The sequence below is a fragment of the Paenibacillus sp. TCA20 genome, assembly GCF_000732325.1.
GTDB classification, from domain to species: Bacteria; Bacillota; Bacilli; order Paenibacillales; family Paenibacillaceae; genus Paenibacillus; species Paenibacillus urinalis.
This window is the reverse complement of the sequence record NZ_BBIW01000002.1, coordinates 196805-211341: the sequence shown is the minus strand read 5'-3', so window position 1 is coordinate 211341 and position 14537 is coordinate 196805. Positions and strand designations below refer to the sequence as shown.

14 protein-coding genes are annotated in these 14537 nt (G+C 44.0%); 12 read left to right on the top strand and 2 right to left on the bottom strand.

Translation table 11 applies throughout. From position 1 onward, the window contains the following. Positions 1-32: 32 nt before the first annotated feature. The gene (locus TCA2_RS04760) at positions 33-2588 is read left to right on the top strand and encodes a glycoside hydrolase family 2 protein (protein ID WP_047910427.1); all 2556 of its coding nucleotides are present in this window, start codon (positions 33-35) and stop codon (positions 2586-2588) included. A gap of 134 nt (positions 2589-2722) precedes the next feature. On the opposite strand, the gene TCA2_RS04755 is transcribed toward TCA2_RS04760, so the two are convergent. Both TCA2_RS04755 and TCA2_RS04750 read right to left on the bottom strand, forming a co-directional pair. After that, complete coding sequence (locus TCA2_RS04755) at positions 2723-3784, bottom strand: anthranilate phosphoribosyltransferase (RefSeq protein ID WP_047910426.1); 1062 nt, start codon at positions 3782-3784, stop codon at positions 2723-2725. Positions 3785-3805: 21 nt separating this feature from the next. Further along, positions 3806-4393 (bottom strand): ANTAR domain-containing response regulator, encoded by a 588-nt coding sequence (locus TCA2_RS04750; RefSeq protein WP_047910425.1) that lies wholly within the window; start codon positions 4391-4393, stop codon positions 3806-3808. A 412-nt stretch (positions 4394-4805) separates the two neighbouring features. Here TCA2_RS04750 and nirB point away from each other — a divergent pair, with 412 nt between their 5' ends. From nirB to TCA2_RS04695, 11 genes are all read left to right on the top strand, one after another. Next, positions 4806-7232 (top strand): nitrite reductase large subunit NirB, encoded by a 2427-nt coding sequence (gene nirB, locus TCA2_RS04745; RefSeq protein ID WP_047910424.1) that lies wholly within the window; start codon positions 4806-4808, stop codon positions 7230-7232. Positions 7233-7256: 24 nt separating this feature from the next. Further along, a complete protein-coding gene (locus TCA2_RS04740) occupies positions 7257-7571 on the top strand; it encodes a Rieske 2Fe-2S domain-containing protein (protein ID WP_047910423.1) in 315 nt (104 codons plus the stop codon). Then, entirely contained in the window at positions 7568-8350 is a 783-nt protein-coding gene (gene cobA / locus TCA2_RS04735) for a uroporphyrinogen-III C-methyltransferase (protein ID WP_047910422.1), read from the top strand. The genes TCA2_RS04740 and cobA overlap by 4 nt, the downstream gene beginning before the upstream one ends. A gap of 222 nt (positions 8351-8572) precedes the next feature. Continuing rightward, on the top strand, positions 8573-9466 hold the full coding sequence (locus TCA2_RS04730) for a serine hydrolase (protein WP_047910421.1): 894 nt from the start codon (positions 8573-8575) through the stop codon (positions 9464-9466). A gap of 39 nt (positions 9467-9505) precedes the next feature. Then, positions 9506-9976 carry an NUDIX domain-containing protein gene (locus TCA2_RS04725; protein WP_047910420.1) on the top strand — a complete coding sequence of 157 codons (471 nt, stop codon included), beginning with the start codon at positions 9506-9508 and terminating at the stop codon, positions 9974-9976. Between the two features lie 23 nt (positions 9977-9999). Then, on the top strand, positions 10000-10368 hold the full coding sequence (locus tag TCA2_RS04720) for a glyoxalase superfamily protein (RefSeq protein ID WP_047910419.1): 369 nt from the start codon (positions 10000-10002) through the stop codon (positions 10366-10368). Positions 10369-10391: 23 nt separating this feature from the next. After that, positions 10392-11261 carry a serine/threonine protein kinase gene (locus TCA2_RS04715; RefSeq protein WP_047910418.1) on the top strand — a complete coding sequence of 290 codons (870 nt, stop codon included), beginning with the start codon at positions 10392-10394 and terminating at the stop codon, positions 11259-11261. A gap of 99 nt (positions 11262-11360) precedes the next feature. Further along, positions 11361-11600: a DUF3977 family protein gene (locus TCA2_RS04710; protein ID WP_047910417.1), complete on the top strand. Its 240-nt coding sequence runs from the start codon at positions 11361-11363 to the stop codon at positions 11598-11600. Between the two features lie 224 nt (positions 11601-11824). Continuing rightward, positions 11825-12823, top strand: coding sequence for a phosphotransferase enzyme family protein (locus TCA2_RS04705; RefSeq protein WP_052511744.1), 999 nt, complete (start codon positions 11825-11827; stop codon positions 12821-12823). A 154-nt stretch (positions 12824-12977) separates the two neighbouring features. Further along, on the top strand, positions 12978-13826 hold the full coding sequence (locus tag TCA2_RS04700) for an MBL fold metallo-hydrolase (protein WP_047910416.1): 849 nt from the start codon (positions 12978-12980) through the stop codon (positions 13824-13826). Between the two features lie 127 nt (positions 13827-13953). Continuing rightward, positions 13954-14478 carry a hypothetical protein gene (locus tag TCA2_RS04695; protein ID WP_047910415.1) on the top strand — a complete coding sequence of 175 codons (525 nt, stop codon included), beginning with the start codon at positions 13954-13956 and terminating at the stop codon, positions 14476-14478. The last annotated feature ends 59 nt before the right edge of the window (positions 14479-14537 follow it).

Here is a 14537-nt window from a genome sequence, read left to right as displayed (position 1 = left end):
TAAAAGAAAATATAGGGAGTGGCATACTGGGGATGGAACTATCAGGGATATGGAAGCTGATGCATTTTGACGTAGGCGAGAAGAATCCGCTTGAGCTTGCTGCACCCGGCTTCGATGATCGATTCTGGATCGGGGCGAGTGTACCGGGAGATGTTCATACGGCTTTAGTGGAACGAGGGATTATTGATCCGCCGTATTACGGTCATAATGACATCAAGAGCCGGTGGATTGAGCAAAAAGAATGGTGGTATCGTACAACGTTCACCTTGGATCAGGTCAGCGAGGCCGGGGAGAAGACAGAGCTTCATTTTGCAGGTCTGGATACGTTCGCGACCATCTATGTGAATGGACATGAGATTGGCAGGACGGACAATATGCTGATGTCGCATCATTTTGACATTACTCGAATTGCCCGTAAGGGCTGGAATTCAATAGCCATTAAATTTGATCCGTTGTCGCTGCACCATAAGGACAAGGAGTTATTTGATTGGTCTTCCTATACGAAAGAACGTCCGTGGATCCGGAAGGCAGCGATGAACTTTGGCTGGGATTGGGGTCCCCGTATGGTTACTGTCGGTGTGTGGGGTAAAGTCCATGTGAAGCAATACCGACACGCCAAAATTGAGCATATCGGGACTGTGACCACAGCTCTATCGGAAGTGAAGGCAGAGGTTCATGTGAGTGCTGCTATTAAAAAGTTCTTAAAGCAGGCGGATTATCGCCTTACAATAAATATAATCGAGCGTGATGGGAGCATCGCTGCTGCAGCTGAGCAGCCAGTCGAACAAACGGGTGTAGGCTTCAAGCTTGATATTCCTTCACCTAGGCTCTGGTGGACGCATGATTTGGGAGAGCCTTATTTGTACAGGATTGAGGTCAAGCTATATGAGGGCGATGACTTGCTCGATACTTACGAAGAAGCGTTAGGTATTCGAACACTTGAGCTTGCACTGAAGGACTCGCAAGGTAGAAATTCGTTTGCATTTATATTAAATGGAGTCAAGGTCTATGCCAAGGGGGCCAACTGGATCCCTGCCGATCATCTGATCGGATCGATTCCGGATCAGAAGTACTGTGATCTGATTGATCTTGCGGCAGAGGGACAGATGAACATGCTGCGTGTATGGGCAGGCGGCATTTATGAGAAGGACGTTTTTTATGAAGCATGTGACCGCAAGGGCATCCTCGTATGGCAGGATTTCGCTTTTGCTAATGCACTTTTCCCTGATTTTAACCGGGATTTCATGGATAATGTGAGACGTGAAGTGGTAGATAATGTGCTGCGGCTGCGGAATCATCCATCTCTAGCAATGTGGTGTGGAAATAATGAGATTGACTGGCTCTATGATATGAAGACCTCCAGTGGAGATATCCGGAGTCCATTCTACGGGGAGAGCATTTATCATGAGCTCATTCCTGAAGTGCTTGAAGTGCTGGACCCTTCGCGTCCGTACTGGCCTTCATCACCTTATGGCGCTGAGTCAGGACAGGATGCGAATGATCCCGCTACAGGGGATCGGCATAATTGGCAGGTATGGCACGGATCCGTCTATCCAAGACAGTATGGGGAAGAGCCCGTGCTGGATTATAGTATTCAAGGTGTTACCTTCAAGAATTATAAGCAAGATTATGCGCTGTTTAGCAGTGAATTTGGCATGCATGCCTCAGCTAATCGCTATACACTTGAGAAAAATATGCCCCCAGGCGAGTTCTATTGGGGAAGCCAGGAAATGGCTTACCGGAATAAGGACACCAATCATCAGAAGGGGATATTGTTAATGGAAGGCTATACAGGCATTCCGTCCGATATTGAAGAGTACATGAATTTCTCTATGCTTACACAGGCGGAAGGACTGAAGTATGGCATAGAGCATTTCAGACGAAATAATGACCGCAATAGCGGTGCACTTGTCTGGCAATTGAATGACAGCTGGCCGGGAACGAGCTGGGCGATGATTGATTATGAACTTCTTCCCAAAGCCTCGTACTACTACGGTAAACGATTCTTTCACCCACTCCTGTTATCCTTAGAATATGAAGCAGGTGAACCGCTTCGTTTATGGCTTGTCAATGATACGCCGGACTCCGTAAGTGGAGTGATTGACCTGAAGGTATATACTTTTGATGGAGAGATCGTGTATGCGGCTTCCTATGACGCACAAGCAGATCCAATCTCGTCGACGATGTATGCTGTCCTTGATGAAGCAGAAATCCTGCAAGGATTCGGTCCAAGTGAAGTGATGATCGAGCTGTCATCCGGTTCGCTGCAAGTTCCTGCCAATCGCTCTTACTTAAGAGACCCGAAGGATCTTAGTCTGGAGAAGACTCACCTTCACGTTCAGGTAGATGAGATGAATAGCACGGTAACGATTACGGCAATTGATCATATGGCTCGATTCGTCAAGCTGGAATTGCCTAAGGGAAATGTCAAATTCAGTGACAACTACTTTGATCTGCTTCCTGGTGAGCAGAAAGTTGTAACGATAACCCATCGTCACGGAGAAGATTTGCCTTGGTCAGAGCTTAGAGTCAGTGCACTTAACGAGGCATCAGCTACTCAAGTGAAGCAGACGAGTCGTATTCATTAAACTTACTGAAGAAGCGGCAGCTGGAGTAAAATCCATACAGAAAGCTTAAAAATGCTGCATGCAGCAAACAAGCCCTTCCTCCAACGACTGCTGGAGAGAGGGCTTGTTTGTTATTCGTTTTACCTTACATTGAATCATTGTAACTCCGTCATCACACTTGCCGGCTCCGGGTTCAAGGTGATATGCTCACGAAACAGCTGATAGGTGTTCCAGGCGTCTCCACTCTCGAGCAGAGATTTGCTGATATATATCCCTTCCTCGATCGAAGGTGCATGCTCTGCGACATATAACCGGACCCCTGCATTAAAGATGACCTGATTCATAAATGGCATCATTCCTTTGCCTTGCAGAACTTCAAGTGTGACTTCAGCCTGCTTGGCTGCGGTCCATTTGGTATCAGGAACATAAGAATCAATGTCATACATTTCGGGATCAAGCATGAGCAGTGTGGTCTGACCGTTCTCTACAAGATAGGTTCGGGTAGGTCTGTGGATATGCAGGTCTTCTGAGCCTTCCGAGCCTTGAATGATCATAGCTCTTCGATAGTTCAAATCTGTTAACAGCTTGGCTGTCTTCTCAAAGACGGTATTATGGAAGATACCAAATACTAAATAAGGAGAATGACTGTAATCAATCAGCTTCTCTGCGGTATTAAAAATGGTGCGCAGCCCCATTTCCTCACGGAGCTGACGGAGCCCGCTCAGTTTACCGCTATACCTATCCGCTTGTATGAAGCGTACGCCGCTAGCTTCCGCTGCCCGCTGGCAGCGGGTATCATCAGCAGTGTCGGTGTTGATACCTAGAGCTCTGAATAATACCGGATAGGTTACGCCCCATTTGGGAGGAAGCGGCTCAGAGCCATGCAGTGTTACTTTGACTCCGGCAGCTGCAACGACAAATGCCGTCGCTAGTGAAGCGTAATAAGAATTGCTGCGTCCATCATATGGTCCGGCAAAATCAATGCCTTCATGGGAATAATTGCGATCAGCATATTTGCGGCAAATGTCAACAAATGCTTTTAATTCATCCGTGCTTTCCATTTTGAGTCTTGCCGATGCAAGGAAAGCACCGATCTGAACAGGCGTTGCCGTTTGTGACAAGATTAACTCTGCACACATAGCAGCTTCCTCGTAGGTCAAATCACGAGAGCCTCTTTTACCTCTGCCCACTTCCACAAGAAAATGGTTCATATTCATACGGTTACCTCCTTACGATGCTTAAGCTTTGAGCATTTGATGGGCCTTGACGATGGAGACGGCGACGTCTACGATCCGTTTACGTTCATTCATCGCCTTTTTGCGGAGCAGGTCGTAAGCCTCGGATTCACTAATACGATTAATATCACTGAGAATTCCTTTAGCCATATCAATCCATTTACGATCCTCGATCCTAGCGAGCAGCTGTTTGCGTTCACTTGCCCATTCTTGTCTTTCGAAAAACCGTTTCTCACTAAAGTGCAGCGTCCAATCGAGTTCATGTTCTTTCATAGCAGGAGTCAAAATCCCATCGATGGGTGCCTCGACCTCACAGGAAGTTATGGAAGCACTAGCTGCATCCGCACTGCACCACCACAAGAGAGGCAGAGGCTTGATTTGAATCAGCTTCTCGCTCCACGACTGAATCTCGTACACAGGCAGGTGAAGTACGGCCGCATCTGCCTTGGAGATGTGAGCGTGGATGTCGGCTTCATTACCCGCAGCGAGAACAAGATAACCACTAGACTCCAGCAGGGATTCGGGGCGAGTATGCTCTTGTGACAGGCCGTCATCTTGGACATGGGTCTCTACAAGTAATAAAGAACGCATGGAAGCCTGGGCACCTCCTTATTTGTTGAAAAATCGTAATGACATGGATTGGTTCCGTTTCATCATTTTGTTCATTTTCTCTCGTTTGTTTCCAAAAAGCAATCCTTATTTTGTGAAAAAACGCACTGCATTCATTAAATTTGTGAGAAAACCTCACGTCAGATTTGGTTGTTATTCGTATATATTAATGTAACATTGATCATTGCGTAAAGTATATTGACATTAAATAAAAAACAAATTATAGTAATAACATCAAATTCATAAACGTCTTCGAATACAATGGCGTATTCGTCTAGGAATGGCAACGAAGCCTGACCTCGTTAGATCCAGGGAACAACTGTGTTCACTGTTGATAGCGCGGCAGGCTTTTTTTGTTCATAAAGAGAGGGATTTCGGAAGGGAGAGGTACAATATGTCTGAACGCAGCAAATTAGTACTTGTCGGTAACGGGATGGCAGGTATTCGAACCATTGAGCATCTGCTCAAGCTTGCACCGGAGAAATACGAAATAACAGTCTTTGGTGATGAGCCTTACCCCAATTACAATCGCATTATGTTATCTTCGGTACTCGCAGGTGGAACATCTGTGGATGACATTATTATAAATGAATGGTCATGGTATGAGGAGCACCATATTCGCCTATACACAGGGGATCCTGTTATTGAAGTTAATACGATGAAGAAGACGGTCACTTCCGCATCAGGAGTACAAGCGCCATATGATCAGTTAATTTTTGCTACAGGATCCAAAGCCTTTATCCTTCCATTGCCTGGGGCAGATAAGGAAGGAGTCATCGGCTTCCGAGATGTGAAGGACTGCGAAACGATGTTCGAAGCTTCCGCTAATTATAAGAAGGCGGCCGTCATCGGGGGAGGATTGCTGGGCCTGGAAGCGGCGCGGGGTCTCCTGAATTTGGGCATGGATGTTACGGTTATTCATAATAGTGAGTATCTAATGAACCGACAGCTCGACATTCCAGCATCCACGATGCTGCGCAAGGAGCTCGAAGGTCAGGGCATGAAGTTCTTACTGAATAAGCAAACGGCAGAGCTAGTCGGACGGAGGCGTGTAAGTGGGCTCAAATTCCGGGATGGAGAGAAGCTGGAAGCAGACCTGGTTGTCATGGCGGTCGGCATTCTGCCCAATGTAACACTTGCCAAGAGTGCCGGACTTGCTGTGAAACGCGGGATCATCGTGAATGACAGTATGGAAACCAGTATCCCGGATGTATATGCCGTAGGTGAATGTGCAGAGCACAATGGAATTACTTATGGTTTGGTCGCGCCGCTCTATGAGCAGGGAAATGTATTGGCTAAGCATTTGGCGAGTGTGGAGCATCAGGGTTATCACGGCTCTGTCACTTCTACGAAGCTGAAGGTGTCCGGTGTGGATGTATTCTCGGCAGGAGATTATCTGGATGCAGAGGATACTCGTTCCTTGCGGTACCAAGATGATATTGACGGTGTTTACAAAAAAATCGTGCTCCGCGGTGATCAGCTGGTTGGAGCGGTATTGTTCGGAGATACAAATGATGGAGCGTCCTTGTTCTCGCTTATCCGCAGCGGGGAGTCGATTGCTGGACGAGAGAAAGAGCTGCTTCTAGGAATGAAGCTGGATACGGCTTCTGCAGGAGCCAAAATCATGGATATGCCCATGGACGAAATCGTCTGCGGCTGTAACGGCGTTACGAAACAGACTGTCGTCGATGCCATAGGTCAGGGCTGTCATAGTGTTGCCGAAGTCAAGGGTTGTACCAAAGCATCAGCCTCATGCGGCGGCTGTAAACCAATTGTTGAACAGCTGATTACCGCTTATGCAGGAGATGCGGCCAAGACAGGGATGAAGGAAGGGATCTGTTCCTGTACAACACTTGATCGTGAGGAGATCATTGCAGGCATTAAGGAAATGGGTCTGAAAAATGTGAAGGAAGTCATGAACGTCATGGGCTGGAATGAGCCGGAAGGCTGTACCAAATGCAGACCCGCACTGAACTATTATCTTGGCATGCTGTGGCCGTCTGATTATGTAGATCAGAAGGAGTCCCGTTTCACGAACGAGCGTTATCATGCGAACATTCAAAAGGATGGAACGTTCTCGGTAGTACCACGGATATATGGCGGTGTTACTTCCCCAGGTGAGCTGAAGCGCATTGCAGAAGTTGCAGAGAAGTATGAAGTGCCTATGGTCAAATTCACGGGCGGACAGCGTCTCGATCTGCTTGGTGTGAAGAAGGAGGATCTGCCAAGCATGTGGGAGGATCTCGATATGCCTTCTGGTCATGCTTATGGTAAAACACTGCGTACCGTCAAGACTTGCGTGGGATCCACCTTCTGTCGCTTCGGAACCAAAGACTCGATCGGGATGGGAATCCGGCTCGAAAAGACATTCGAAGGATTAAATGCTCCGCATAAAGTGAAAATGGCGGTATCCGGTTGTCCTCGTAACTGTGCCGAATCCGTAATTAAAGATGTCGGCGTGGTCGCACTGGATGGAGCATGGGAAATCTACGTCGGAGGAAACGGCGGGATTAAGGTGCGAGCCGGGGAGCTGTTATGCACAGTGAAGACAGAGGATGAAGTAATCGAATGGTCTGCTGCATTCCTTCAATACTATAGAGAACAAGCAAGCTGGGGTGTGCGTACTTCAGATTGGATCGAGAAAGTTGGTCTCGAATCAATCAAGGAAGCGTTGGCTGATGCACAGTATAGAGCAGAACTCGTGTCACGGATCAATGAAACTTTGGCAAAAACGGTAGATCCATGGAAAGAGATCGCTCAGAACAAAGAGCTTCGGAAGAACTTCGAGCCGCTGAATCGTTATCAGCTCTCACACGAATAGGATAAATAGGGGGAGACATAAGCCATGAGTCAGAAATTGTTGGTAGCATACGAATCCGATATTGATGTCCTAGGAACAAGAGTCGTGATGATTGAGAACACAGAGGTTGCTCTGTTCAAGCTGAGTGACGGTACCATTAAGGCGCTCGAAAATCGTTGTCCCCACAAGGGGGGGAAGCTCTCAGAAGGGATGGTATGCGGCAGTAATGTGCACTGCCCGCTTCATGATTGGAAAGTGCATCTCTGCAGTGGAGAGGTTCAAGCACCGGATGAGGGTAAGGTTGAAGCCTATGCGCTCGAGGTAGATCCGGCGAGCGGTGCCGTTTATGTAACGTTATGAAGAAGAGCAGCGGATATGTTAGCATAGTTGGCGCAGGACCCGGAGACCCCGAGCTGCTCACGTTAAAGGCGCTTCGGTGCATTGAGAAGGCAGATATTATTCTGTATGATCGTCTAGTTAACGAAGAGATTCTCGGATATGCGCGGCCTGAAGCAAGAAGGATTTATTGCGGAAAAGCGCCTGGTGTTCATGCCATGACACAGCAAAAGATACAGCAGAAGCTTATCGAATACGCAGCAGCAGGCCTTCATGTCGTCAGATTGAAGGGCGGAGATCCGTTCGTCTTCGGCCGGGGAGGCGAAGAGGCGCTTGCTCTGGCTGAACGAGGAATTGCTTACGAAGTAATTCCTGGTGTTACCTCTGCGATTGGAGCCGGCAGCTCCGCTCTTATTCCACTTACGCACCGTGGTACAGCAGTATCGTTCGCTTGTATAACGGCAAGCCGAAAGGAAGAGGGTGGAGACCAGCAGGAGATAGGGAAGCTTGCCATGTGCGTGGACACTTTAGTCATATACATGGGAGTGAATCATATTTCTGCTATTCGCACTGAGCTGATTACATCTGGAAAAAGAGCAGATACGCCGGTTGCAATTATTGAGAGAGGGTCTACGGAGCAGGAGCGTATCGTTGTTTCAACATTGGATCAGCTTGAGGAAACTGCCAGGATCAATGCGATTGAGAATCCAGCTCTCATTATTGTTGGTGAGGTTGTGAAGGTGAGGGAAGAGCTGATGCGGTTACAGCAGCAGCTGCCTGCTCGAATGGAGCAAATTGGTTAAGGGAATAGTTATGGTAGTTTATAAACCATCATTTTGAAGAGCATGCCAAGAGATAGGCGATTACGTCTACCTTGGTGTGCTTTTTTAGTATGCTAGAGGCGTGAAAAGATGGACATGAGATTGCGAGTTACAATATTTACATTATATTGCTATAATTTAGTTTGTTTCGTCCTGAAAACACTATTTGCTAAGTTAATAGATTGAGCGAAAGGAGTTGTTCGATTGAGTAGTTTAGACACCCTTGAAAGAGCACTTAGAAAAGATAAGATCGTTAGCTGTGTTGTATATAAAGGTGAATCTGTCATTTTTGAATATTACAAAAACCGGAAAGCCAAAGAGAAACCCTTCAAAATCAATTCGGTTACCAAGAGTATTACGTCCGCATTGTTCGGGATCGCGATTGAGCAAGGCTATATTGAGAACGAGGATGTTGCGATTGGTCATTATTTCGAAGACATGGATAGTACAAAGAAGAACATAACGATAAGACACTTACTAACGATGTCCTCCGGCTTGAAATGGCCAGGTAATGAAGCGATGATCCCATCCAAGAACTGGGTGAGGTTTGTTCTCGAACAGCCCGTTGAGTCGGAGCCAGGCAGGTATATGAAATATAGCTGTGGTAATTCGCATCTGTTAAGCGCTATATTGCAGAAGGCAACACAAATGAATACAGTTGATTTTGCGAAGAAGAATCTGTTTGGACCGTTAGGTATTGAAGATTTTAAATGGTATCAGGATGCACACGGGATTGCGATCGGTGGATTCAGCATGGCAATGAAGACAGAGGATATGCTGAAATTCGGGCTGCTATACTTACATGACGGAAAATGGAATTCGAAACAGCTGGTTCCCGCCGAGTGGATTGATAAATCAACAAGAAGCCTGGCGGTAGAGGAAACGTCATACGGCTACCATTGGTGGATATTAAGAGACAAGAATACCTTAAGCGAAGAGGATAAGACCTTCTATGCCATGGGTATGGGCGGGCAATACATCTTTGTTAACAAACAGAGACAGCTAGCTGCTGTGTTTACAAGTAATCTAACCGATGATGTTTCAAGTCCAATCCATTATTATAAAAATTATATTTTGGATAATAAGATTATGGTTTAGCATAAGGGCTCATGGAAGCTGCGAGAGGGATAAACGAAGATGAAAATTATCGTAACAGGTGGAGCAATTATACGAGATAAGCTCGGCCGGATATTAATGCAGAGAAGATCGGATTATGGGGATTGGGGTCTCCCAGGTGGTGGAATGGAGGCTGGTGAGTCCATTGAAGAGACAATGATAAGAGAAGTCTTTGAGGAAACAGGCCTTTTGGTGAAACAGCATGAGCTTTATTCCGTTTATAGCGGCTCACGAATGAAATATCGGTATCCAGATGGAAATGAAGTCGTTTTTGTCATGTTTATTTTTCATGCTGAAGCAGACTTGGAGGGCAGGATTGCTGAAGACGACCGTACTCTTATTTATAACGATGTCAATCAGGAATCTCTAACTCTTGAATTTAAATTCCTTGAAGAGATTGTAATAGAGGATGTAAGCTCAGTGCAAAGGCCCGTATTTGAAGATTTGAAAAGAGGTCTCCGGTCTGAAGCCGATAAAGCAGAACAATTGTAAGTTTAAAAGGAGAATTCATGCACATGAAGTTTAGAGAAGTGATTCCTATCCTACGGATCTTCGATGAGAGGAAGGCAAGAGAGTTTTATATCGAATACTTAGAGTTTCAGGTGGATTGGGAGCATCGTTTTGAGATGAATCTACCTTTGTATATGCAAATATCTAAGAATGGACTTAGGCTACATTTAAGCGAGCATTATGGAGATTGCAGTCCAGGAGGAGCCATTCGAATCGAAATAGATGATATTCAACAATTTCATCAATATCTGCTAGCCAAACAATATCACTTCTCCAGACCTGGATTAGAAAGCATGCCATGGGGCAGTGAGGAATGCTGTGTCATTGATCCATTTGGAAACAGGCTTATTTTTTACGGGTCCACAGTTAAGTAAGTATTACGAGCAGGAGGTGAAGAATGAGCAGCCCTATCGTCTATCAAATAGATCAGGTTTCCTTTTGCCTTAAGGAACATCTTGATTTCAGTTGGCTTAGTCAGCTTGGAACTGTATTTACGGTGTTTGATCAGCAGGATTCAGGTAATATCAGCTTTGGGGTTGAGCAGGCAGGAGAGAAGCGGTTTGTAAAATTTGCCGGAGCCCGGACGATGGAATACGAAGGAGACCCTCAGCATGCAGTCGCTAAATTGATGGAAGCTGCCTCGTTATATAAGGAGTTAAACCATCCGGTGTTAGTGGAGCTTATCGATCATTATGAAGTCGATTCAGGATATGTGGCTATATTCAGATGGTTTGATGGCGAATGCCTTCACTCTCACTGGGCTTATCCTCCCCCAGCCAAATATACAGATCCTGACTCTCCCTTCTATAGGTTCAAGCATTTATCCATTGAGAACAGACTGCAGTCATTAAACCGTATCTTTGACTTTCATGTTTTTGTAGAGGAAAAAGGCTATGTCGCCATTGATTTCTATGATGGAAGTCTTCTATATGATTTTGTGAATGGCGAAACTAAAATTTGTGACATTGATTACTATGAGAAGAAACCATTTTACAATCAGATGGGAAGATTATGGGGATCATCCAGATTCATGTCTTCAGAAGAGTTTGAACTCGGCGCAGAAATTGATAGTCGAACCAATGTGTATACCATGGGAGCGACGGCGTTCGTGTTATTGGGTGGTGAGCTTGAGCGAACCCTTGAGAGATGGGATGCAAATGAAGCACTGTATAAGGTGGCACGGAAAGCAACTAGTCAGGACAGGCACGAGAGATATAGCTCTGTAAAAGAGTTTTATAAGGCATGGACTGAAGCTTTAGATGAGTAAGTATGTAAAGGTAAGATAGAGGACTCTCAAGATGGAGTAGTATGCGGTTTATAAGAAACTATATGAGATAAACTGTATTTAATTTGGAGGCTGATTAGGTTGAAGAAGTTTACCGAAATCGGAATCGGCAATCGATGGTTCATCCGAACCGAATTTGAGCATGAGGATGGATCGGAAAGTGAAATCAAGGGCTTTACGAGACCCTTCAAGCTGAAATCGGTATATATTCGAATTTGGGTAGGCAAGAAAGTACTGATAATAGATTCAAAGGAAGGAATAAAGTGGGTAGGGAAGGGAAAGAAAAAACTTAAATTGTTAGTTGGGTTTTATGGGATTTGATAAAAATTCGATACTAAGTCGTTTCAATATATATATAGATATAATGACCCTGCCTAAGATAGAATGACCTATCTGAGACAGGGTTATTTTGAATTCATTTCCGTATTGATCGTACCCGAACAAAAGTTTGGTTATAATCAAATATTACCAGTAAAATTATGGTATGATTCTTTCGTGTCAGATAGGAATACATAATGTATCAATGAGACGGAGGATCATAAGATATGACGACAGTAACTTATAACCACTCAGTAGTTTCCTCAAATTCGTTACTAGATCTGGTGAGTGAGTTGTATCCAATTGGGGAAGTGAAGGAGTGTCGCTTTCTAGTAAACGGATTAAATGATACATATTTAGTGAAAACTTCAACAGAACAATATGTTCTGAGGATATACAAAGCCCATTGGCGCACCAAAGCAGATATTTTGTTCGAGGTGGAGCTTCTGAATGATTTGAAAGCAAAGGGAATATCCGTTTCTTCCCCGGTACCAACAAAAAATAACGAATATCTGTATGATTTACAGGCACCTGAAGGTTTGCGTTACATGGTGCTATTTACATACGCAGACGGTGAGTATTCTGAAGCAGAGGATAAAAGTGAATGGTTTGGTGAAGAGGTAGCTCGAATGCATCTTGCTATGGATGATTTTAAAAGTGAACATACCAGATTTGAGATTGATTTGAATCATCTTTTGGATGAGCCGTTACAGAATATTCGTCCTTTTTTATCGCATAGACCTGAGGACTTCGATTTCTTGCAAACGTTATCCGTCGAACTACGAAGTCGAATTGAAGAATTATCACATGATCTTGAGTGGGGTGTATGTCATGGCGATCTCCACGGAGGAAATGTACATTTTCATGAAGATACGCTGACGCAGTTTGACTTTGATTGCTGTGGATATGGATACCGATCGTATGACGTTTCGGTGTATCTTTGGAACAAAGTGATGCATAAAGAGAAGGATGCTTTTGAGAACAAGAATTGGACATTATTTATTAACTCCTATCAAAAGATCAAACCCCTGTCTAGTACGGAACTCAGCGCTATTCCTTTATTCGTAGCGATCAGAGATATTTGGCTAATGGGTCTTCATACAGGTAATGCACCGATTTGGGGAGCTTGGCAAAATGATCATTATTTTGATGAACATCTAAAGTTCTTGCGGAATTGGTGTGAGGTTCAAGGGATTGTCGCACAAAAACAAGTGTCTAACGGCTAATTGAGAATGTGATAGATTGGAAGCCAGCGGTATTCGAATATGAAAAAGTGAGGTGTTTACATTGGTAATTAAGTAAGATGAGAGAATCTAAATGTGAAATAGCATGCAGATTTTCTCTTTATAAGTTCAGAATCAATTGAAGAGGAGAATTGACATGCTGAAAAAATTGAGTGAATCGATTTATTATTTATCTAATCAAAATGATAAAGAAAGACCAACATTGGGGTTAGTTTGTGGAGAAAAGTATAGTCTCGTGGTCGATGGTGGGAACTCCGCTGTACATGCTAGACAATTTTTGAAGGAAATCGAACATTTAGATGTACCGCCTATCAAATACTTGGTTATAACTCATGCCCATTGGGATCACTTCTTAGGTATGAATGAATTCAATGCGACGGTTATTGTGAATAGCTTAACCCATCAAAAAATGGAGGTTTGGCGAAAGTATTCCTATGATGATCGTTCACTTCAAGAGTATGTAGATTCTAATAAAATAACTTTGCATTGTATGGAAATAATTCAGCAAGAAATACCGGAGAGAGAGCAATTTAAATTGAGTTATCCCGATATAGTGTTCGAAGAATCTCTAACTGTTGATTTGGGGAATAAGGTCTGTATTCTCGAACGGATTAGAAGTACGCACACGGATGATTCTACAATCGTTTATGTCCCCGATGATAAGACTATTTTTCTAGGTGATAGTGTGTATGGGACGACTACGGATGCTATATTTCATTATAAAGCCTCTCAATTACTACCTATGATCGAAGATATCCAAAAGTATGATGTAAATCATTTTCTGCTCGGCCATGAATCCATTTGTGATCTGGATGAGATGAACGTATTCTGGAATCAACTCACCTCGTGCAATAGAGCTGTGAAATCCATATCATTGGATCATGCGATTGAGTGTTTTGAACAAAATAATCTTAGAAGTCCTCAGGGTGACGAGCTTTTCTTCCTGAAAGCCTTTGTAAATGATCAAATATTGATATCGAAATAAAAAGTAGTTGGCAGCCACCAGCCTTGGATAAGAAATATCTAGGGCTGGTGGTTATGAATCTATACAGTATATACCCATATAAGGCAGAGACAGAGCAAATATCATTTTTGGCGTAGAGGAGATTTGAATGTCAAATATCATATTAATAGGACCCATTAGTACAGGGAAATCAACAATTGCTGAATTATTATCTCGTGAAACTAGGCTTCCCAAATGTTCTCTGGATGATATAAGGTTCAAATATTATGAAGAATTAGGTTATGACCACGATCATGCGTTGAAGTTACAAGAAAAGCATGGTTTCTGGGAGAAATATAAATATTGGAAACCGTTTGAAGCTCACTTGGTGGTCAGGGTCCTTGAGGAATACAGAGATCATATTATTGATTTTGGAGCAGGTCATTCTGTATATGAAGATCCAGAGTTATTTGGGAAAGTTGAGAAAGCAATGTTAAATGAACCTTTTGTCTTCTTGTTAATTCCATCACAGGATCGGGAGAAGTCAGCGCAAATTCTATGTGAACGGTCAGGGCTTGACTTCAACCGACATTTTGTTGACCATGAATCGAATTATAAGCTGGCCAAGCAAATCGTATATACCGAAGATCGAGAACCGGAAGAAACGATGAAAGAGATTTTAAGTCAAATTTAAAATGATTATGGGCTATCCATTAATTGCTTTGTAGCCATGATAGTATAAGGAGTGAATGG